This window comes from Bradyrhizobium sp. UFLA06-06 (assembly GCF_054820065.1).
Genome location: NZ_JADFUD010000029.1, coordinates 52,335 through 73,239, shown reverse-complemented (window position 1 = coordinate 73,239; position 20,905 = coordinate 52,335). Strand labels below are relative to the sequence as shown.

At 64.8% G+C, this 20,905-nt stretch carries 24 protein-coding genes; 14 read left to right on the top strand and 10 right to left on the bottom strand.

Annotated features, from left to right (window positions below; all coding sequences use genetic code 11):
* Positions 1-2 precede the first annotated feature (2 nt).
* Both IF803_RS24225 and IF803_RS24220 read right to left on the bottom strand, forming a co-directional pair.
* Positions 3-704, bottom strand: a complete 702-nt coding sequence (locus IF803_RS24225) for an NUDIX hydrolase (protein WP_461193686.1) — start codon at positions 702-704, stop codon at positions 3-5.
* Between the two features lie 12 nt (positions 705-716).
* Complete coding sequence (locus IF803_RS24220) at positions 717-1,742, bottom strand: ABC transporter substrate-binding protein (protein ID WP_461193685.1); 1,026 nt, start codon at positions 1,740-1,742, stop codon at positions 717-719.
* Between the two features lie 182 nt (positions 1,743-1,924).
* Between IF803_RS24220 and IF803_RS24215 the strand changes: the two genes are divergently transcribed.
* A complete protein-coding gene (locus IF803_RS24215) occupies positions 1,925-2,374 on the top strand; it encodes a cupin domain-containing protein (protein ID WP_028332446.1) in 450 nt (149 codons plus the stop codon).
* Positions 2,375-2,672: 298 nt separating this feature from the next.
* Complete coding sequence (locus IF803_RS24210; RefSeq protein WP_461193684.1) at positions 2,673-3,998, top strand: 4Fe-4S binding protein; 1,326 nt, start codon at positions 2,673-2,675, stop codon at positions 3,996-3,998.
* A gap of 114 nt (positions 3,999-4,112) precedes the next feature.
* On the opposite strand, the gene IF803_RS24205 is transcribed toward IF803_RS24210, so the two are convergent.
* Positions 4,113-4,997 carry an SDR family oxidoreductase gene (locus IF803_RS24205; protein ID WP_461193683.1) on the bottom strand — a complete coding sequence of 295 codons (885 nt, stop codon included), beginning with the start codon at positions 4,995-4,997 and terminating at the stop codon, positions 4,113-4,115.
* A gap of 92 nt (positions 4,998-5,089) precedes the next feature.
* Here IF803_RS24205 and IF803_RS24200 point away from each other — a divergent pair, with 92 nt between their 5' ends.
* Entirely contained in the window at positions 5,090-5,932 is an 843-nt protein-coding gene (locus IF803_RS24200; RefSeq protein ID WP_461193681.1) for a helix-turn-helix transcriptional regulator, read from the top strand.
* Here IF803_RS24200 and IF803_RS24195 read toward each other — a convergent pair.
* Positions 5,929-6,714, bottom strand: coding sequence for an ABC transporter permease (locus tag IF803_RS24195; RefSeq protein WP_304496364.1), 786 nt, complete (start codon positions 6,712-6,714; stop codon positions 5,929-5,931). The two genes, IF803_RS24200 and IF803_RS24195, sit on opposite strands and share 4 nt — an antisense overlap.
* Entirely contained in the window at positions 6,714-7,529 is an 816-nt protein-coding gene (locus IF803_RS24190; RefSeq protein ID WP_304500353.1) for an ABC transporter ATP-binding protein, read from the bottom strand. The genes IF803_RS24195 and IF803_RS24190 overlap by 1 nt, the downstream gene beginning before the upstream one ends.
* A gap of 199 nt (positions 7,530-7,728) precedes the next feature.
* On the opposite strand from IF803_RS24190, the gene IF803_RS24185 reads away from it, so the two are divergent.
* Positions 7,729-8,652, top strand: a complete 924-nt coding sequence (locus tag IF803_RS24185; protein ID WP_461193680.1) for a ketopantoate reductase family protein — start codon at positions 7,729-7,731, stop codon at positions 8,650-8,652.
* On the opposite strand, the gene IF803_RS24180 is transcribed toward IF803_RS24185, so the two are convergent.
* Entirely contained in the window at positions 8,628-9,425 is a 798-nt protein-coding gene (locus tag IF803_RS24180) for an IclR family transcriptional regulator (protein ID WP_461193679.1), read from the bottom strand. The two genes, IF803_RS24185 and IF803_RS24180, sit on opposite strands and share 25 nt — an antisense overlap.
* 130 nt (positions 9,426-9,555) lie before the next feature.
* Between IF803_RS24180 and IF803_RS24175 the strand changes: the two genes are divergently transcribed.
* The 7 genes from IF803_RS24175 to IF803_RS24145 are packed head-to-tail and all read left to right on the top strand — an operon-like array spanning position 9,556 to position 15,483.
* Positions 9,556-10,791, top strand: coding sequence for an ABC transporter substrate-binding protein (locus IF803_RS24175; protein ID WP_439711110.1), 1,236 nt, complete (start codon positions 9,556-9,558; stop codon positions 10,789-10,791).
* Positions 10,792-10,847: 56 nt separating this feature from the next.
* Complete coding sequence (locus tag IF803_RS24170) at positions 10,848-12,197, top strand: aromatic ring-hydroxylating oxygenase subunit alpha (protein ID WP_028342369.1); 1,350 nt, start codon at positions 10,848-10,850, stop codon at positions 12,195-12,197.
* A complete protein-coding gene (locus IF803_RS24165; protein WP_461193677.1) occupies positions 12,194-13,000 on the top strand; it encodes an SDR family NAD(P)-dependent oxidoreductase in 807 nt (268 codons plus the stop codon). The genes IF803_RS24170 and IF803_RS24165 overlap by 4 nt, the downstream gene beginning before the upstream one ends.
* A 31-nt stretch (positions 13,001-13,031) precedes the next feature.
* Positions 13,032-13,625 (top strand): 3-phenylpropionate/cinnamic acid dioxygenase subunit beta, encoded by a 594-nt coding sequence (locus IF803_RS24160; RefSeq protein WP_461193675.1) that lies wholly within the window; start codon positions 13,032-13,034, stop codon positions 13,623-13,625.
* Between the two features lie 34 nt (positions 13,626-13,659).
* On the top strand, positions 13,660-13,854 hold the full coding sequence (locus tag IF803_RS24155) for a hypothetical protein (protein ID WP_461193674.1): 195 nt from the start codon (positions 13,660-13,662) through the stop codon (positions 13,852-13,854).
* 23 nt (positions 13,855-13,877) lie between these two features.
* Entirely contained in the window at positions 13,878-14,273 is a 396-nt protein-coding gene (locus IF803_RS24150) for a hypothetical protein (RefSeq protein ID WP_461193673.1), read from the top strand.
* A gap of 10 nt (positions 14,274-14,283) precedes the next feature.
* Positions 14,284-15,483 carry an FAD-dependent monooxygenase gene (locus tag IF803_RS24145; RefSeq protein ID WP_461193672.1) on the top strand — a complete coding sequence of 400 codons (1,200 nt, stop codon included), beginning with the start codon at positions 14,284-14,286 and terminating at the stop codon, positions 15,481-15,483.
* Between the two features lie 32 nt (positions 15,484-15,515).
* Here the strand turns inward: IF803_RS24145 and IF803_RS24140 are convergent, their stop codons facing one another.
* From IF803_RS24140 to IF803_RS24125, 4 genes are all read right to left on the bottom strand, one after another.
* Positions 15,516-15,785, bottom strand: coding sequence for a DUF3551 domain-containing protein (locus IF803_RS24140; RefSeq protein WP_461193671.1), 270 nt, complete (start codon positions 15,783-15,785; stop codon positions 15,516-15,518).
* A 106-nt stretch (positions 15,786-15,891) separates the two neighbouring features.
* Positions 15,892-16,167 (bottom strand): DUF3551 domain-containing protein, encoded by a 276-nt coding sequence (locus IF803_RS24135; protein ID WP_461193670.1) that lies wholly within the window; start codon positions 16,165-16,167, stop codon positions 15,892-15,894.
* A 41-nt stretch (positions 16,168-16,208) separates the two neighbouring features.
* The gene (locus tag IF803_RS24130; RefSeq protein WP_411781641.1) at positions 16,209-16,880 is read right to left on the bottom strand and encodes a hypothetical protein; all 672 of its coding nucleotides are present in this window, start codon (positions 16,878-16,880) and stop codon (positions 16,209-16,211) included.
* A 151-nt stretch (positions 16,881-17,031) separates the two neighbouring features.
* A complete protein-coding gene (locus IF803_RS24125) occupies positions 17,032-17,868 on the bottom strand; it encodes a metal-dependent phosphohydrolase (protein ID WP_310880641.1) in 837 nt (278 codons plus the stop codon).
* A gap of 230 nt (positions 17,869-18,098) precedes the next feature.
* Here IF803_RS24125 and IF803_RS24120 point away from each other — a divergent pair, with 230 nt between their 5' ends.
* From IF803_RS24120 to IF803_RS24110, 3 genes are all read left to right on the top strand, one after another.
* On the top strand, positions 18,099-18,314 hold the full coding sequence (locus tag IF803_RS24120) for a hypothetical protein (protein WP_016844293.1): 216 nt from the start codon (positions 18,099-18,101) through the stop codon (positions 18,312-18,314).
* Positions 18,315-18,461: 147 nt separating this feature from the next.
* Positions 18,462-19,250 (top strand): ATP-binding cassette domain-containing protein, encoded by a 789-nt coding sequence (locus tag IF803_RS24115; protein WP_461193669.1) that lies wholly within the window; start codon positions 18,462-18,464, stop codon positions 19,248-19,250.
* Positions 19,247-20,806 carry a glycine betaine ABC transporter substrate-binding protein gene (locus IF803_RS24110; RefSeq protein ID WP_461193668.1) on the top strand — a complete coding sequence of 520 codons (1,560 nt, stop codon included), beginning with the start codon at positions 19,247-19,249 and terminating at the stop codon, positions 20,804-20,806. The genes IF803_RS24115 and IF803_RS24110 overlap by 4 nt, the downstream gene beginning before the upstream one ends.
* Positions 20,807-20,905: the final 99 nt, after the last annotated feature.

Sequence of the window (20,905 nt, the reverse complement as noted above, 5' to 3'; positions counted from 1 at the left end):
GCCTAGGCCGGCAGCTGCGTCTCGATGAACGCGGTGACGAAACGCGGCATTGCGGGAGTGAGATCGGCGCGGCCGCGCACCAGATAGATGCCGGCAAGCTCGGGATTTGCCTGGCATGCGAGATTGGCCTCGATCCGCGCACGCAGCGCGTCACCGGGCATATCGACGCGCAGGATCTGCATCATCGCAAGCGCAGGCCCGGTGTAGATGCAGTGCCAGTCGGCGTCGCCGCGGCAATCCGACGGCAACAGTCCCGTCTCCTCCTCGAGTTCGCGCATCACGCTGCCGGCGATATCCACCGTCTCGCCCCTGATATCGTCGAGATCGGGCGTCCCTGACGGGAAATAGATACGTCCGGCATTCGCGGTCTGCTCGCCCATCACCCCGCACACGAAGGCGCCGTCGCTGGCGAGCAGCGCCCCCATGCCGAAACCGTTGAACACCTCGCTGTCCGGAAAGCCCCAGTCGCGCCAGGCGAGGAAGCTGGCGAAATCGGTCTCGAAATAGCTCGCGCTGAGCCGTTCGCCGGCGAAGACCGGATCGCGTCCGAGCAGCACGCGGCCGTTCCACAGGTTCGGGTTCAGCCGCTGCTGCTCGGCGAAATGCGCGTCAATCTCGGCACGCCGCTCGTCCGCGAACGGCCAAGGACGCCGCTGCAAGGCAAGGTCGAGCGCGGTGACACGACAAATGAGCGGAGACTGCATGTCCGTACGCGTTTACTTTCCGCTTCCGGTGGTCTTCTTGGCCTGATCGACGAACTTGTTGGTGTAGGTCTTGGTGACGTCGATGCCGGCCTTCGCCACATCGGGTGACCCTTCGCTGAACACCGCGAGCACGGCTTCCGCGCCCTTAGGGTCCATCTTGCCGGTCTCGGAATACATCGGGATCGTGTTCTTCAGCGCCGCGAGATACTGCGCCCTGTCCTTGCCGACGATCTCGTCCGGCATCTTGGCCATGATGTCTTCGGGCGAATGCGAATGGATCCAGGCCAGCGTTGCCATGATTGCGTTGGTCAGCGCCTGCACCTCCTTCTCGTGGCCGTTGACCCAGGCCGCGGTCGAATACAGCGCGCCGCCGGGATATTCGCCGCCGAACACCGCAAGCGTGTCGTGCTGGGTGCGGGTGTCGCTGAGGATCTTGAGATCCTTGTAGCTGCCCTGCAGCACGGTGACGGCAGGATCGAGCATCACGGCGGCGTCGATCTGGCCCTGCTCCATCGCCGCGACCGCAGTGGCGCCGAGGCCGACCCCGATCACGGCGGTGCCCGCAGGATCGAGGCCGTTCTTCTTCAAGAGATATTTCAGGAAGAAGTCGGTCGACGAACCCGGCGCGCTGACGCCGACCTTCTTGCCGGCAAGATCCTTGATCGAGTTGATCTCGCCAGTGTGCTTCGGTGACACCACCAGCACGAGGCCGGGATAGCGATCATAGACCACGAAGGCCTGCAGCTCCTGCTTCTTGGCCGCGAGATTGACGCAGTGGTCGAAATAGCCGGAGACGACGTCGGCGCTGCCGCCGAGCACGGCCTTGAGCGCGTCGGAGCCGCCCTTGAGGTCGACCAGTTCGACCGCAAGCCCGGCCTTGTCATATTCGCCAAGCTGCTTGGCCAGCACAGTGGGCAGATAGCACAGGCAGGCGCCGCCCCCGACCGCGATGGTGATCTTGCTTTGCGCCGCGGCAAGGCCCGTGGACAGGGTCAGCGCCAGCAGCATTCCGGCAAGCTTGCCAAGCAGTTTGTTCATGACGTCCTCCGTTCGACTGGCCGGCAAGATAGAGGAGCCGGGAGGCCTTGAGAAGGCGACTTTCCGACAGCTGGTCAAGCCTGCGGCGGTGCCATAGCATCGCGGACACAAGAAAACGCCGAAGAAGCGCCAAAGCTAGAAGCACCAAGAATACTTCAGGGGAAACATCAAGGGAGGTCTTCATGAATCGTATTGCAACCGCGCTGTCGATCGCTGCCGCCTTTGCCGCGGGCTGTGGCGTCACCCATTTGCTGCGGCCGGCGCTCGCCGCCGAGAACATCACGGCGCAGGTCATCCACACCGGCGAGATGGAGGGCGACAAGCTCGGCGACGCCAACAAGGTCGGCTTCCGTTCCAAGATGTTCGTCTCCGCCGACGGCGCCACCGTCTCGATCCAGGACGGCAATGTGCCGAAGCACATGCATCCCAACACCAACGAGATGCAGTTCGTCCTCGAAGGCACCGGCACGGTTTGGCTGGGCGACAAGGAAGTGACGGTAAAGCCGGGCGACCTGATCGTGATCCCCAAGGGCACGCCGCATGGCGGCACCAAGCCGAACGGCCGCGCCATCAAGGCGATTGCGATCAAGACGCCGCCGCAGGCGCCGGATGATACCAAGCTGCTGGATTGATTACGGCCCGTTCGCCGTCTTCGCGAGAAGGGTCATACAAGCACCGTCACCCTGAGGTGGCTGCTTCTTCAGCGGCCCTCGAAGGGTCGACGGCCACCAGCCGGGCCGATTCATCCTTCGAGGCTCGCTCCGCTCGCACCTCAGGATGACGGAGCTTGCAGGGCTCAATCGACGCATAGCACATTTGTCAGGCGCACAACTGCCGGGTTCCATGACACGACGCTTGACAGATAATTCACTTGCCCCGCGTTCGCTCACTCCATAATATGACGATCGTCATTTATAGAGAGCAGGACCCATGAGCCTGGACGATCACCCCACGGTCAGGGCGGTGCGCGCGCGCAGCAGCGAACCGGTCCGCGACGTCCCGGTTTCATCGGAACTGATCAAGGACATCGCGCGACGATGCGGAGCCGATGATGTCGGCATCATCGAGTTCGAACGGGCCGCCATCGCGCCGCAGCGGGACTTCATTCGCAAGGTCTATGGCCGGACGCGCTCCCTGCTCGCGATCGTCTGCCACATGAACCGCGAGCCGGTGCGCTCGCCCTCGCGCTCGGTCGCCAACGAGGAATTCCACAGCACCTACGATCACGTCAACGAAACCGCGCGCGCCATCGTTCGCGCGCTCGACGAGCACGGCATCCCGGCTTGCAACTCGGTTGCCGCGTTCCCGATGGAGATGGACCTTCCCAGGATCATGATGGTCCAGCACAAGCCGATCGCGGTGGAAGCCGGTCTTGGCCGCATGGGAATCCATCGCAGCGTGATCCATCCGAAATTCGGCAGCTTCGTCCTGCTCGGCACCATCCTGCTCGGATGCGAGGTCGACGCCCATGACCATCCGATCGACTACAATCCGTGCCTGGAGTGCAAATTGTGCGTCGCCGCCTGCCCGGTCGGCGCCATCAAGCCGGACGGCGGCTTCGACTTCCTGTCCTGCCACACCCACAATTATCACGACTTTCTCGGCAACTTCTCGCAGTGGGTGGAAAAGGTCGCGGATGCAAAGGACGCCAGGGATTATCGCGCCCGCGTTCCCCGCACCGAGACATTGAACATCTGGCAATCGCTGTCGTTCAAGCCGGGCTACAAGGCGGCCTATTGCATCTCGGCCTGCCCGGCCGGCGAAGACGTGATCGGCCCCTTCCTGCGCGATCGCGACGGCCATTTCTCCGATGTGGTGCAGCCGCTGATCGACAAGGACGAGTTCGTCTACGTGATCCCGGATACCGACGCCGAGGACACGGTGACGCGGCGCTTTCCGCACAAGAAGCTTCAGCATGTCACGTCCGGCCGCCATACCGGCAGCCTGCAGGCCTATATCTTTTCGCTCTCGCTCGGATTCCAGCGCGGCCGGGCCCGAGGCCTGGATTTCGCGTCGCATCTGCGCTTCACCGGTGCGAGTGCGCTCGATATGACCGTTGCGATCAAGGGCAAGGATCTCCAGGTCGTGCCGGGACGGCATGTCGGAGAGGCGGCTCTGACCATCACCGCTGACTCGCAGGCATGGCTGCGCATTCAGAATCGTGACCTCGAACTTGCGGACGCGATCGACGCAAAGCTGGTGAGCTACAGCGATGAGAAGCTGTTTGCGGCCTACATGCGATGCTTCCCGCTGTGATCGGCTGCGTAGGGCGGGTTAGCGAAGCGTAACCCGCCAACTCTGCTCACCCGCGGAGAAATGGTGGGTTACGCCTTCGGCTAACCCATTCTACGCATCCTACTGCGCTGCTTCTTACTGGGCGGAATAGACCAACTGTTCGAGATCGGCAATCAACCCCGGCCCGGTCGGTTGCCATCCAAGCTTCCTGCGCGTCTGCTCGCTGGAAGCCGCCATGTCGTAGGCCGCGAACGTGCCGAGCCAGCCAAAGAAGGCTTGCGCCTCTTGCGGGGCGATGGATTTGACAGGCAGCTTCAGCCGCCGTCCGATCGTTTCGGCAATATCGCGCATCGAGACCCCCTCTTCGGCGACGGCGTGATACCTTGCGTTCGGTTCAGCCTTTTCGATGGCCAGCCGGTAGAGGCGCGCCACGTCGAGAACATGCGCCGCCGGCCAGCGATTTTGCCCGTCGCCGAGATACGCGCACACGCCCTTTTCGCGGTACAGCGCGATCAATGGGGTGATGAGACCCTGCCTGACAGGATCGTGGACCTGGGGAAGACGCATGGCCGACGCGCGGACGCCCTTCAGCGACAGGGCCGTCTGTTCCGACACGCGGGGAAATGGGAAATCCGGCGATATCGTTTGGTTCTCAGTCGCGATCTCGCCGGGCTTGGCCAATCCCGCCAAGCCCCCGGTTACGATCAGTGGCCTGTCCGATCCAGCCAGAACAGAGCCCAGGGCTTCGATGGCGCGGCGGTCGATCTCGCAACTCTTCGCGAAATTGGACCAGTCGTGAACGAAGCCCAGGTGAATGACAGCATCCGAAGCGCTTGCGCCCTTGCGCAGGCTATCAAGGTCCTCGAGCGAGCCGCGAAGAGCCTCCGCACCAATGGCAGAAATCGCGTTGGCCCCCTCTTCCGAACGGGCCATGCCAAGAACCTGATGTCCGGCGGCGATCAGGTCCTTGACGACGGGAGTGCCGATGAATCCGGTGGCACCAGTGACGAACGCACGCATGAGGAAGTCTCCAGGTTTCGTTGGAGACAAATCTGGCCCTGCGCGCTATCCTGTTAAAGTAGTGACCTTATCATGGTATAATACCTAACAGGATGAGCGAACCGCTCGCGCAAGAGAACCCGCTCGGCGCCTACCTGAAGGACCGCCGCAGCAAGCTCGATCCGGCCGTGTTCGGCTTTCCGCCGAATCGGCGGCGCACGCCGGGCCTGCGCCGCGAAGAGGTGGCGCAGCGCGCCAACATCAGCGCGACCTGGTACACCTGGCTCGAACAGGGCCGCGGCGGCGCGCCCTCGGCCGATGTGCTCGACCGCATCGCGCGTGCGCTGATGCTGACCGATGTCGAGCGCGAGCATCTGTTCCTGCTCGGTCTCGGCCGCACGCCCGAGGTGCGCTACCAGAAGAGCGAAGGCGTCACGCCCCGGCTGCAGCGCGTGCTCGACGCGCTGGAGCCGCGCCCCGCCGTGATACGCACCGCGACCTGGGACATCGTCGCCTGGAACCGGGCCGCGACCGTGATGCTGACGGACTACGGATCGCTGCCGCCGCGCGAGCGCAACGTGCTGCGCTTCATGTTCCTCGATCCGCGCGTCCGCGCCGCACAACATGACTGGGCCAGCGTGGCGCGCTTCGTGGTCGGCGCCTTCAGGGTGGACGCGGCACGCGCCGGTGCCGCAGCCGAGGTGCAGCCGTTCGTCGACGAGCTCTCCCGGCTCAGTCCGGAATTCGCCGCGCTGTGGCGCGACAACGACGTGCGAACGCACGGCGAAGGCGTCAAGCAGCTCCGGCATCCGATCCTGGGCCCGGTCAAGTTCGAATATTCGGCGTTCGCGGTCGACGGCCGGCCCGACCTCAGCATGATCGTCTACAATCCGATCGACCCCGAGGTGACGGAGAAGATCCGCGGCTTGATCGAGGCCGCGCCGGAAGTGCCCTAGTCCCGCGTCACCGCCGTCGGCCGCCACACCAGCAGCCGCTTCTCAACCGCAGTCACGCCCATGTCGATCAGGATGACGAAGGCCGACAGCACGAACATGCCCGCGAACACGCCGGCGACGTCGAACACGCCCTCGGCCTGCTGGATCAGGTAGCCGAGGCCGGCGGCGGAGCCGAGATATTCGCCGACCACCGCGCCGACCACCGCAAAGCCGACCGAGGTGTGCAGCGAGGAGAACATCCATGACAGCGCCGAGGGCCAGTAGACGTGGCGCATCAGCTGCCGCTCGTTCATGCCGAGCATGCGGCCATTGTCGAGCACCGTGGTCGGCACTTCCTTGACGCCCTGATAGACGTTGAAGAACACGATGAAGAACACCAGGGTCACGCCGAGCGCGACCTTGGACCAGACGCCAAGCCCGAACCACAGCGCGAAGATCGGCGCCAGCACCACGCGCGGCAGCGCGTTGACCATCTTCACATAGGGATCGAACACCGCGGCGACGCGCGGTTGCCGCGCGAACCAGAAGCCGACCAGGATGCCGCTGGCCGAGCCGATCACGAAGGCGAGGATGGATTCCCACAGCGTGATCGCGAGATGCTTCCAGATCACCCCGGTCGAGAACCACTTTACAATTTGGCTGAAGACGTCGACCGGATTGGAGAAGAAGAACGGCGGCAGCAGCACCTTGCCGAACACCGGCACGGTCGAGAAGAGCTGCCACAGTACCAGTGTGACGACGGCGACCAGAACCTGCAGGGACAGCAACGCGACGCGCGACATCAGGCGGCTCCCGCCTGCGTCGACTGGACATAGCCCTTCATCACCTCGTCCTTCAGCACGCCCCAGATCTCGCGGTGCAGGGCATGGAAATCCTTCTCCATCCGGATCTCGGCGATGTCGCGCGGTCGCGGCAGCGTGATGCGCCAGTCGCCGATGATGCGCGCGCTGGGGCCGGCCGACATGATCACGACACGATCGGCCAGCGCGATCGCTTCCTCGAGATCGTGGGTGACGAACAGCACCGCCTTGCGGTCGGCGCTCCACAATTCCAGCAGCAGATTGCCCATGATCTGCCGGGTCTGGGCGTCGAGCGGACCGAACGGCTCATCCATCAGGAGGATCTTCGGATCGCGGATCAGGACCTGCGCCAGCGCGACGCGCTTGCGCTGGCCGCCCGACAGCATGTGCGGATAGCGATTGGCGAAGGCGCCGAGCCCGATCGATGTCAGCCATTTCTGCGCGCGCGCGAGCGCCTCGGCGCGCGCCGTGCCTGATATCTCGAGCCCGATCGCGACATTGTCGATCGCGGTCTTCCAGGGGAACAGCGCATCGGCCTGGAACAGGTAGCCGGCATCACGGTTGAGGCCGCTCAGCGGCTTGTCGAAGATCCTTGCCGTTCCGGCCGCGGGCTTGAGCAGCCCGGCCGTGACGTTAAGCAGCGTCGACTTCCCGCATCCGGTCGGACCGACAATGGCGACGAACTCGCCATGATCAACCGAAAGATTGGCCTGCTCGACCGCGGTATAGACGCGTCCATCCGCCAACCGAAACGCCACCGTCGCACTGTCAAGCGCGACCGCCGTCGGCTCCGTCATCGCCACGCATTCCTCCCGAACTTTCCGAAATGGCTTAGCGGTTCGGACGGGCAAGTCAACGCAGGAAGATGGCGTAGCAAACAAGGCTGCGGTCACGTGATTTTCAGACAGGCCAGGGTTGCTCAATTGCGCAACCGGGTTGCGCATTGCGCCGACATCGTCGAGGCTGCGGGCCAAAGCGACGGACAAGGAGACAATCATGCGGATCGCAGTGGTGGGCGCCGGAGGCGTCGGGGGCGGCTTTGGTGCGGCGCTCGCGCATGCCGGCGCCGACGTCACCTTTATCGCGCGCGGCGCTCATTTGGCCGCCATGCGCAGCGAGGGGCTGAAGGTTCAGGGCGGCCGCGGCGAAACCCATCTGGTCCCGACCCAGGCGACCGACGATCCGGCAAGCGTCGGCCCGGTCGATATCGTGCTGTTCTGTGTCAAGCTGTGGGACGTCGAAAGCGCCGGCCAGCACATCAGGCCGATGGTCGGCCCCGACACGGCGGTGATCCCGCTGCAGAACGGCATCGACGCGCCTGACAGGCTGGTCCCGATCCTCGGACGCGACGCCGTGATGGGCGGCGTGGCGCAGATCTCGGCCTCGATCATCAAGCCTGGCGTCATCAACCAGGTCGGCACCTTCATGCGCATGATCTTCGGTGAGCTCGACGGCCGCATCACGCCGCGCGGCAAGGCGCTGCTCAATCTCTGCCTGAAGGCCGGCTTCGACGCGACCTTGAGCGAGCAGATCAATACCGAGCTCTGGATGAAGTTCGTCGGCCTCGCCACCAATGCCGGCATGACCGCGGTCACCAGGCTGCCGATCGGCAAGCTGCGCGACGATCCCGACTTGCGCCCGCTCTTCGTGTCGGCCTGCGAGGAGATCATCGCCATCGCGCACGCCAACGGCATCAAGCTGCCGCCGGATGCACTGACGAAAGTGCTCGACTTCATCGGACACGCGCCACCGGCGATGAAGGCCTCGATGGCGCTCGATCTCGAGCGTGGCAACCGGCTCGAACTGCCGTGGCTGAACGGCAAGGTGGTCGAACTCGGCCGCAAGCTCGGCGTCGCGACGCCGACGCACGACATGCTCTATGCGGTGTTGAAGCCCTACGCGATGGGCGCGCCGTCCTGATAGCCCAGCAGAACCGAAATCTGCCGGCCCGCCTCGCGCACCAGCTTTGAATATTCCAATAGCTTCCGCTCGTCGATGCGCGCGCTCGGTCCGTAGAGGCCGACCGAACCGACGACCTCGCCGCGATGATCGAAACACGGCGCGGAGACGGCGACCGCTCCGGCGAAGATCTCGCCATGGCTGGTCGCATAGCCGTTGCGCCGCGCAAAGGTCAGCGCGTCCTCGAGCCGCGCGCGATCCGCGCTCTTTGCAATGCTGGCAAGAAGCGCGGCCTGCCGCTTCGGGTCCATGAAGGCCAGCATCGCCTTGCCGGTCGATCCCTGGATCAGGCTCAGACTGTGGCCGACGCCGCGGCTGATCGAGAGCACGTGACGGCTCTCGCATTCGAGGATGCAGATGCCGCGATCATCCTGTTCACGGAACAGCGCGGCGGTCTCGCCGGTCGCCTCGCGCAGGCCCTCGACGACCGGGCGCGCGATCGCGACCACCTCGAGACCGTTCAGCCAGACATGGGCCAGCTTCATCACGCCGTGCGACAGCCGGAAGCGCTGCGGGTCGCCTTCGGCCTGGATCAGGTCGCGCTGCGCCAGCGTCTGCAGCAGGCGATAAAGCGTCGGCCGGCTCAGCCCGACCCGCTTCTGGATCTCGATCACGCTCATCGCCGGCTGATCCGGCGTGAAGCATTGCAGGATCGCGATGGCGCGGTCGACCGCCCGCACGCCTGACGCCCCCTGCTCCGCGTCGTGAACTTCCGCCTTCGGTTTCTTTGCCATCCGTCCACATTCGCAAATTCGGCAGGGGCGCGCTGCATCCAGCGCGCTTGACCAATCGGCCCGCGCGGATACTATCGCAAATTATGAGAATAATGTCCACTAGATGGACATATGAAAATCGACGGGAGGATTGGAATTGCTGCAGACAGACGCCTCGCGCAGATGGGCCGCCGCCGCGATCGCCACGCTGATGCTCTCGACGCCGCTGGCGCACGCCGCATCCGACGGCTCGGGCATTTCGGACGGCGTGGTGCGGATTGCAGTGCTGGGTGATTACGGCAGCGGCCGCGATCTCGGCGGGCCGGGCTCGGTGACCGCCGCCAAGCTTGCCGCTGAGGATTTTCACAACAAGGTGCTGGGCAAGCCGATCGAGATCATCTCGGCGGATCACCAGAACAAGCCCGACGTCGCGGTCGGGATCGCCCGGCAATGGTTCGACGTCGAGCATGTCGACGCGGTGACCGATCTCGCGGTGAGCTCGGTCGGCCTCGCCGTCGCCGGCCTTGCGACGCAGAGCAACCGCACCGCGCTGGTCTCGGGCGCAGCGACATCGGACCTCACCGGCGACAAATGCTCGCCCGTCGTCACGCATTGGGCCGACGACACCTACGCGCTGTCGGCCGGCCTGGTCGGCGAGCTGAGCCGCCGCGTCGGCAAGGAATGGTTCTTTGTCGCGGTCGACTATTCGTTCGGCAGCGCGATGGTGAAGGATGCCTCACGCGCCGTCACCGATGCCGGCGGCAAGGTGATCGGCGCGGTGCGCTATCCCTTCAACACCACCGACTTCTCATCCTTTTTGCTGGCCGCGCAGAGCTCCGGCGCCAAGGTGGTGGCGCTGGCCGGCACCGGCGCCGACACCGTCAACGCGGTCAAGCAGACCCACGAATTCGGCCTGCAACAGGGCGGGCAGACCATCGTCGGCATGCTGACCTTCATCTCCGATGTCCATTCGATCGGCCTGCGCGACGCGCAGGGCATGTACATCGCGTCCCAATATTACTGGGATGACGACGACGGCACCCGCGCCTTCGCCAAGCGCTTCATCGAGATCGAGAAGCGCGAGCCGACCAAATTGCAGGCCGCGACCTACGCCGCCGTGCGCCATTACCTGAAGGCGATCGAGGCCGGCGGCAGCGACGAGGCCAAGGTGGTCAATGCCGAGATGCGCAAGCTGCCGGTCGATTTCTTCGGCCGCCCCGCGCACATCCGGAAAGACGGCCGCGTCGTCTACGACCTCTCGCTCTACCGCGTGAAGAAGCCGGATGAGAGCAAATATCCCTGGGACTACTACCAGAAGATCGCGGCCATCCCCGGCGACAAGGCGTTCCGCCCCGAGGGAACCGGCGGCTGCAAGCTCGACAAGTAGGACGCACCATTATCGCCGCGACGCACGGTCGCGCATGCTAGATCAAGGAGGAGCCGATGCCGCTTCGCAACGATTTCGATCAGCTTGTTAACGTCAAGGGTGGCTTCATCAGCCGCGAGATCTTCGTGGACGCCGATATTTACCGGCAGGAGCTCGACAAGGTCTTCACCCGCGCCTGGCTGCTGGTCGGCCACGAAAGCCTGGTGCCCAATCCCGGCGATTTCTACACGTCGCGGATGGGCGAGGAATCCGTCATCCTGTGCCGCGACAAGAAGGGCGAGATTCACGTCTTCCTCAATTCGTGCCGGCACCGCGGCATGAAGGTGTGCCGCTACGAGCAGGGCAACACGTCGTTGTTCACCTGCCCCTATCACAGCTGGACCTACACCACCGACGGCAAGCTGCAGGGCGTTCCGCTGCACCGGACGCTGTACGATGGGGTGCTCGACCGCGAGGCCAACTCGCTGGTCTCGGTGGCGAAGCTCTGCAACTACAAAGGCTCGATCTGGGCGACCTGGGACAAGGACGCGCCCGACTTCATCACCTATCTCGGCGATGCCAAGGTCCATCTCGACCAGGCGCTCGACTGCCGCGACGGCCGCGAGGGCGGCTCCGAGGTGATCGGCGTCCACAAATGGGTGTTCCCCGCCAACTGGAAATTCGCGGCCGAGAATTTCCTCGGCGACACCTATCACAACCCAAGCCATCGCTCGGTCGACCTGATCGGCATCGGGCCGAGCGCTGCCGCCGGCAAGAAGGGTCGCCGCGACGACGAGCTGGAGAAGGCGCAGCACGTCTGGATCAGCTTTCCGGAAGGCCATGGCGTGCACAGCGCGATCCAGCCGGAGGCCAATGAATACATCGAGTCCTTCCTCGACAACCCGATCCTCGAAAAATACTTCCGGCACTGTTTCGAGGAGCGCAAGCGGCGGCTCGGCGAAGGGGCGCGGCTGCTGCCGTTCGTCGGCACGATCTTCCCCAACACCTCCTATCACGGCCGCCAGCCGCGCGGACTGTGCGCCTGGCATCCGCACAGCCCGACCTCGACCGAAGGCTGGCGCTTCTTCCTTGTCGACAAGGACGCGCCGAAGGAAGCCAAGGAATATCTGCGCCGCTACTACATGCGCTACTCCGGCCCGGCCGGCATGACCGAGCAGGACGACATGGAGAACTGGCTCTATGCGACCGCGGCGAGCACCGGCACGGTGGCGCGGCGCTATCCCTTCAACTATCAGCAGTCGATGGGCGCCTACGTGACCGATCATCCGCTCGGCGGCGATGTCTCGACCCAAGTCACCGAGCAGATCGCGCGCGGCTTCTACCGCCGCTGGACCACCTACATGCAGGGCGGCGACTGGCACGAGTTGCTCGGATCGCCCGCAGGCAACCGGCAGGCCGCAGAATGACCGCGCCCGCAAAAACCGTCCTCGTCAGCGGAGGCACCTTCGGGATCGGCCGCGCGATCACGCTCGGCCTCGCGCGGCGCGGCCACGCGGTGGTCGCCTTCGGCCTCGAAGCGCCGCAGGTCTCGAGTACTGCGCAGAACGCCATTCCGGCCCTGCGCGAACAGCTTGATCGCGACGGGCTCTCCGCCGAACTGATGGAAGCCGATGTGTCGCAAGCGAGCGACGTCGCCAGGGTGGTCGCGCACTCGATGGCGCGGTTCGGTCGCATCGACGGCGTCGTCAACAACGCCGCGATCGGCCCGCTCGGCACCGTGCTCGACACCGACGAGGCGCTGTTCGACCGGATCATCGCCGTCAATCTGAAGGGACCGTATTTGACCAGCCGCGCCGCGATCCCGCACATGATCGCGCAAGGCGGCGGCTCGATCGTCAACATCGGATCCGGCGCCGGCTGGGGCAAGCCGAACATGGCGGTCTACAGCGCGAGCAAGGGCGGCGTTGTCGCGCTGAGCGCGGCGATGGCCTACGACTTCTTCCACCAGCGCATCCGCGTCAACACCGTGATCCCCGGCGGTGGCGGCATCGTCAGCGGCATGAGCCTCGGCCGTGCTGGCGGCGACGCGACACGTTTCGGCAAGGGCGCGCCGGGCACCGCCGCGGGCCGCGTCGCCGCCGGTGACGACATCGCCAATGTGGTCGCCTTCCTGCTTTCGCCGGAAGCGCAAACGCTGTCCGGCACCGTGATCGATGTCGGCTGCTTCGCCCAGCAGGGTGGACCGATCCCGCCCAAGCCGGCGCTCTGACAACCCTGCGATGCCTGATGAGGAGATAGCGATGACGACGACCGTTCAGGATCAGGACAAGCAACAACACGCCGGCAACGCGGCGGTCGAGCGATCGGCGGCCTACTATCGGCTGAAGGCCGATGTCGAGGATTTCTACTATCACGAGGCCGATTTGCTCGACGACCGGCGCTTCCGCGACTGGCTCGAGCTACTCACCGACGACATCAGCTATTTCATGCCGATCCGCCGCAACGTGAAGTTCGGCCAGCAGGCCGCGCGCGAGAACACCAAACGGGGCGAAGGCATCAGCTGGTTCGACGAGGACAAATGGACATTGACCAAGCGGGTCGAGCAGATCCTGACCGGCGTGCACTATGCCGAGGAGCCGCTGTCGCGCATCACGCATATGGTCAGCAATGTACAGATCAAGGGCGCGCGGCCGGATGTCGACGCGGCGCGCGAGCTCGACGTCACCAGCCGCTTCCTCGTCTACCAGAACCGCGTCGAGTACGAGACCTACATCTTCGTCGGCCGTCGCAACGACACGCTGCGCCTGACCGACAATGGCTGGAAGATCGCGCGGCGCGAGATATTGCTTGAACAGAACATCCTGTTGGCCAAGAATCTCACCACGTTTTTCTGAGCGAGGCCAACTCCGGGCGAGGTCAAGGGTAGCGATGATTGACGTGACGGCGATCAAGGTGGGGACGCGGCTGAAACTGGAGGCCGGCGTCCTCGCCGAAGTGGTAGAGAACATGGACGACGGCCAGTGGCTGCAGGTGCGCTATCTGGAGTGCCCCGCCCGGCCCGCCGACGTCGGCACGGTGGAGCTGTGCCACGCCCAGGACGTCATCAAGGTGCTCAGCGAGTAGTCCCAGTCAACGGACCGACGATCATGCTGCGATTTGAATACATGCCGAGCGATTTTCATCCGCTGTTCCTGTTCCTGGGCGAAGCCGCCGATCTCGCCGCGCTGGCAAAGCTGCTGCGGCGCTTTGCCGAGAACCCGCAGACCATTGCCGTGGCGGAGCGAATTCCCGGCGCCGTCTCGCGCGACGCGCTGGTGCTGGCGCCCGCCGACGACGAATTCGGCATGCGCGATCTCGGCGGCTGTTTTGCCTGGAAGCTGACCGATTGGCAGGCGGAGCGGATCGCAGAGCGCATCGAGCTGTTAACCCCTGAGGATAACAAGTCCGGCTCGGAGATCGTCGAGATCGGCAGCGACGGCGAGATCCCGGTGAAGCTGTCGCGCGGCGAATTCACCGACGACTTCCTGATCACGCGCAGATAGCGGTGTTCGCGTGAATACACACCGCAAGCCAAAAGTGCTGATTGCCGGCGCCGGGATCGGCGGCCTCGTCGCCGGGCTGTCGATGCTGCAGCGTGGCATCGAGGTCGAGATCTTCGAGCAGGCGTCCGAGCTGCGCGAGCTCGGCGCCGGTGTCCAGCTCAGCGCCAACGGCACACGCGTCCTGATCGCGCTCGGGCTCGAGCAAGAGATGCAGGCGATCGCCTGCGAGCCCTCGGGCAAGGAGATCAGGCTGTTCAGCACCGGGCGGACCTGGAAATTGTTCGACCTCGGCGCCTCCTCGCGCGCGATCTACGGCGCGCCTTACTGGATGGTGCATCGCGGCGACTTCCACCGCGTGCTGGTCGACGCATTCAAGGCTCGGGCACCAGGGCGGCTGAATCTCGGCAGCCGCTGCGCCGGATTTGAGCAGGACGGCGACGGCATCTGGCTGCACCTTGCCGATGGCGAGCGGCGACGCGGCGACGTCGTGGTCGGCGCCGACGGCGTGCACTCCGAAATTCGCCGGCAGATCGGCGGCGACACCAAACCGTTCTTTTCGGGCGTGGCCGCCTGGCGCGGCCTGGTGCCGATGGAACGGCTACCGGCGAGCCTGCAACGCGACGTCGGCACCAACTGGATCGGCCCGGGCGGCCACGTCATCACCTATCCGGTGCGCCGCGGCGCGCTGTTGAACTTCGTCGGCATCTTCGAGGGTGAGAGCTGGTCGGTCGAGTCGTGGACCGAACGCGGCACGCGCGAGGCCTGCAGCGGTGCCTTTGCCGGATGGAATCCAGAGATTCACACCATCATCGCGAGCCTCGATATTCCCTACAAATGGGCGCTGCTCGGCCGCGACCCGCTCGATCGCTTCGTCGTCGGGCGCGCCTGCCTGCTCGGCGACGCCGCGCATCCGACGCTGCCGTTCCTGGCCCAGGGCGCCAATATGGCGATCGAGGACGGCATGGTGCTGGCGCGCTGTCTTGAAAACTTCCCGCCCGAGGAAGCGCTGCGGCGCTACCAGGCCGCGCGGCTGATGCGGACCAATGCGATCGTGGTGAAGTCGGCCGAGAACGCCAGGCGCTTCCATAATCCCGCGCTTGCCGACGCCGAAGGTGCCGACGCCTATGTCTCGCGCGAATGGCAGCCGGACCGGGTGCGCGAGCGCTATGACTGGCTATTCACTTACGATGCGTTGAACGTGCCCGTCTGACGGCCGGCGTTCGACGACCAGGTACTCCTGCTTCAGTAAGCATGATGGCGGCGATGCGTCCGGCGCTTCGGAGGCTGTGGCGGAGCAAAAAACGGATTCACCGAGCACATCGCGCCACGGCCTGACGCGCTCGCCTGGCACTGCGGGATCGAGGTGAAGCTGCAATCGATATAGTTTCCGCCGCCAACCCGGCCGCCATAGACATGCATGCACACCGGATAGTTCGGATCGTAAGCCTGCCCGGCGGCAGGCCCGGCCAGGGCGACCGCGAATGCGGCGATCGCGAACAGCTTCAGGCGCATCGGTCCCTCCTTGTTGCTCGGACGGTTTCCCCACAACTGCCGGAGTCAGTCAACCACACCAGCGGCGCGACGGCCATGCGGGCATGATTGACGGTCAGCCCAAGCGCTAGTTACCGGGTTGGCGGTATCGTTGACCCCGCTCCTTGGTCGGCTTTTTTGCACCCTTGTAGAATGGATTGACCGAGCACGATGCGGACCGCCCCGAGGCCGTCGCCTGGCATTGCGGAAGCGACGTGAAGCCGCAATCGACGTACTCGGGTGTCAGCCTGCCTTCATAGACTTCCATGCAGACCGGATAATTCGGATCGTACATTTGCGCGTTGGCGGGCCCGGCGAGACCAGCGCCGAGGGCGGCGATGATGATGGTGAATTTCAAGCGCATCGAACTCTCCTCAAGCCTGGTACGGATCGCCGGGCGCGTGGCTATCGCTGTTCGTCGGCCGGCTTGCCGTCGCCCTCGCCGAGGCAGCGGATCATGAAGGCCGTCGTGTCCCGCGGCAGCACCTGCGCGGCGCGCGCCTTGAGACGACATTCGAGCTGCGCGATCTGGCGCGCCCGCTGCCGTTCGGACGGCAGCGTCGATTGCCGCAACCGGCGCAGCGTCATCGGCGAGCCGTCAGATTCGAAGCTCAGCTCGTACTTCTTGCCGTTCTGATCGGTCGCGGCGCAGGAGATTGTGGACACCTGCCGCGTGATAAAGCTTCCGACCTGACGGCAGGAACCCGTCGACATCTCGACCAGCGGCACCGGCAGACCGTCGACGCGCGGGCGGTCGCTCGACTTCAGCAGCATGCGGTCGACCGCGAGCTCGAACAGATTGTCCTGGGTGCGCTCGGTGCTCTCGCCCGAGAACGAGACGATGTGGCTCTTGTCGGCGGGATCGTCGAGCACCACGGTGAATTCGGAACGGCCGCGCAGAGTGTGGAAATAGGCGACTGCCTTGCAGGTGTAACTGCGGCCCGCAACGGTAACATTGCGGCAAGTGCCGGACATCAACGCGTACAGGTCGACGTCGTAGACCGGACCGGCGGCAACGGCGAGCGCCGGCCAGCAGAGGACGGCAGCCGCAATCAATTGAGCGAAACGGGAGATCATGCTGAAACGGTCGAAAACACGGTCGCTGGAGGGATCCATGGCGCAAGGTCGCTGATTTCCACGGACTGTGCAACGACGAAGCAGGCCTAAATGTGGACACTCCGCGAACGGCTCGGGAACGCAGCGCAATCCGTGCTGAAAGGCCGCGGCGTCAGATTTGCGGGCCGGACAACGTCACCTCGCGCTCGGCGCGGAACACGTTGCTATAGAGGTTCGCGATCCACTGGCGGCCGCTTGCCGTCATGTTCAGGCAGTTGATGGCGCCCTGAATGTGCGGCGCAACCATGTTCCAGTAGAATTGCGGATAGCGGTCGACGATATCGGCCGGCGACTCATAGCCGAGCTGGCGGTTGATGCCGACCTCCTCGAACTCGTGATAGAGCGCGTTGGCCTTCCTGATGTAGTTGGGATCGCCGAGCTGACCGATGAAATCGGCCGCCCGGACGATCGACGCCTCATCGTCATATTGCTGGCCCTCGGGCGCCGGAAACCGCGTGCCCTCGATGTTGCGCGCGACGCGCTCGCGATCGAGCGGAAGGACGGCTTCGAGCCTGTCGAGCACATACAGCTTCGAGCGGTCGACATGATACGGCATCAAGCCGGCATCCGACGAGCCACGCGGCAGCACCACCTTCTTGCCGGAGGCATCGATGACGTAGCCATCGGGTCCATCGCCTTTCAAAAGACCGCGCACATAGCCGATGTCGTGGGTCAGGCAGGCAATGATCGTGTGGGTGTAATCCTCGGCGGTGACATGGGTGTGCAGCGCGCGGCCGCGGATGATGTCATGCCCGGCGAGCGTGACCAGCATCGTGTGCTCGACATTGTGGTAGAGCGCGTCGCTGTTGCCGATGCATTCCAGCGCGATGCGCGCGGCGGCAGGCAGCAGTTCGCCGAAGCGCGCCTGCGAAGCGCCGAAAGTGCGGCTGACATGCGTGGCGAGAAACTTCTCCAAAGCACCTGCCGCCAACTCAGGTAACGTCATCATCGATGCAGCCCCCGACCGCGCAACGTTCCTCGCTCGCCCCGATCTCACGTCGTAGTTGGGCAGCGACTATAGCGTATCTACAGGCGTGCGGCTACGCGCTGACGGGCGTGACGATTCGCTCCGGCCGTACTTTCCCGGTCTTGCCCGCTGCGGCGCCAAAGCTGCTGATAGTGGCATGAACCCTGCATGATTCGGGTCAGACCGGGTTAACCCCACTGATAAAGGCCGTCATGCTCGTTACGCTCGTCGCCATCCTCTGCAATGCTCAACTCTGCATGGAAAAGGTCGTCACCACGAGTGACCAATCCGGCATCACCATGGGCGCCTGCGCAGTGAATGCGCAGATCGGCATCGCCGATTGGCTCGCCAAGGGGCCGTATCACGAATGGCACCTGCAGAGCTATAAATGCATCATGGGCAAGTACGTACCCAAGAACGAAGTGTGATGTGTGCTCACAGCCCCGGACGGGGCTGATCCGCTTCGACCAGAACAGCCTGCGAAACCACACGACGCAGGCGCGCGCCTCAAGTCAAAGTCCATTTTATGGGCTATCACTGTCGTTCACGACGGTGAGACATGAGGTCGCCCTGGAATGCCCGTAACGCCGCTGATTGCCTATGCGCATGTCGGCAAGAGTTTTGACAGTGGTCGCGTGGTGGCGGTCGACGACGTCTCGCTTGACGTGGCCGAGGGTGAATTCCTCGCGATCGTCGGCGGCTCGGGCTCCGGCAAGACGACGCTGCTGAGGCTCGCCAATCGCCTGATCGAAGCCGACCACGGCCGGATCGCCGTCGAAGGTGAAGATATCAGCCGCGTCGATCCCATCCTGCTGCGGCGCCGCATCGGCTATGTCTTCCAGAGCGGTGGGCTGTTTCCGCATCTGTCCGTCGCCGGCAACATCGGCATCACGTCGAAGCTTCTCGGCTGGACGCAAGCGGAGATTTCGGCGCGGGTCGACGAACTGCTCGACCTTGTGCGGCTCGACCCCTCACAATATCGCGAGCGCATGCCGCACGAACTCTCCGGCGGCCAGCGTCAACGCGTCGGCGTCGCGCGTGCGCTGGCTGCGAGGCCGCGCATCGTGCTGATGGACGAGCCGTTCGGCGCGCTCGATCCCCTCACCCGCGACGCGCTCGGCGACGATTATCGAACGCTGCACCGCGAGCTCGGCCTGACCACGGTCATGATCACCCACGACATGACCGAGGCGTTGCTGCTGGCCGACCGTGTCGCGGTGATGCGTGGCGGCAGGCTTCTGGCCCAGGGCACGCCGGCGGAGCTCTCGGCCAGCGCCGATGGCTATGTCGGCGAACTGATGCGCACGCCGCGGCGGCAGGCGGAACGCCTGGGCGCTTTGCTGCCGCGGGGCGACACCGCATGAACCTATCAGCCGATCCGCGCTGGAGCGAGGCGCTCGCGCATCTGCCCGACTATCTCGGCAATCATGTACGGGTCAGCGTCGCCGCGCTGGCGCTCGGGCTTCTGATCAGCCTGCCGCTTGCGATCATCGCCCGCAACCGGCCGGTGCTGCGCACGACGTTGCTCGGGCTTGCCAGCATCGTGCAGACCGTGCCCGGTCTCGCGCTGCTCGCGTTGTTCTATCCCCTGCTGCTGGCGCTCGCCGCGTTGACCGCGGCGTGGCTCGGCTTCAGCTTCTCTGCGTTCGGTTTCCTGCCGGCGGTGCTGGCGCTCGCGCTCTATTCGATGCTGCCGGTGTTGCGCAACACCATCACCGGCCTGTCGGGCGTCGATCCGGCGGTGCTGGAAGCCGCCCAGGGCGTCGGCATGACGCCGCGGCAATCGCTCACCATGGTCGAGCTTCCGCTGGCGCTGCCGGTGATGATGGCTGGAATCCGCACCGCGGCGGTATGGGTGATCGGCACCGCCACCTTGTCGACGCCGATCGGCCAGACCAGCCTCGGCAACTATATCTTCGCGGGATTGCAGACCCAGAACTGGGTGTTCGTGCTGTTCGGCTGCTTCGCTGCGGCCGTGCTCGCGCTTGTGGTCGACCAATTGCTGGCGCTGATCGAGAACGGCCTGCGTAATCGCAGCCGCGTCCGGACGGCGCTCGGCGGGCTTGGTATTGCCGCCCTGATCGCGGCGACGCTGGTGCCCACGATCGCGCGCCCGCATGCGGGCATCGTCGTCGGCGCCAAGACGTTCACCGAGCAATATGTGCTGTCGGCGTTGATCGCGCAGCGGCTGCAAGCGGCCGGCTTTCCGGCCACGACCCGCGCCGGCCTCGGCTCCAACGTGATCTTCGACGCGCTCACGGCCGGCGATATCGATGTCTATGTCGACTATTCCGGCACGCTGTGGGCCAACCAGTTCCACCACACCGACATCAAACCCCGCGCCGAGCTGTTGGGCGAATTGCAGACGACGCTGGCGAAGCAGAACATCACGCTGCTCGGCGAGCTCGGCTTCGAGAATGCCTATGCGCTGGTGATGCCGAGGAAGCGCGCCGAAGAGCTCGGCATCCATTCGATCGCCGACCTCGCGTCACGCGCCGCGACGATGTCGATCGCCGGCGACTATGAATTCTTCTCGCGGCCGGAATGGGCCGGCATCCAGAAGGCTTATGGGCTGACGTTCCGCGCCCAGCGTCAGATGCAGCCGGATTTCATGTATGCGGCGGTCGCCTCCGGCGAGGTCGACGTGATCGCGGGCTACACCAGCGACGGGCTGATCGCGAAATACGATCTTGTCACGCTCGAGGACAACAGGCACGCCATCCCGCCCTATGACGCCATCGTGCTGCTGTCGCCAAAGCGACGCGACGACGAGACGCTCAAGGCGGCGCTGCGGCCGCTGCTCGGCAGGATCGATATCGCCGAGATGCGCGAGGCGAACTTGCGCGCGTCGGGCAATGACGCATCATCGTCGCCCGACGCCGTGGCGCGCTGGCTGTGGGAGAAGGTCGGCGGAAAATAGCCTCTCGCCGTCATTGCGAGCGAAGCGAAGCAATCCACCTCTCCGCATGCGACGAAAGATGGATTGCTTCGTCGCTACGCTCCTCGCAATGACGACGTC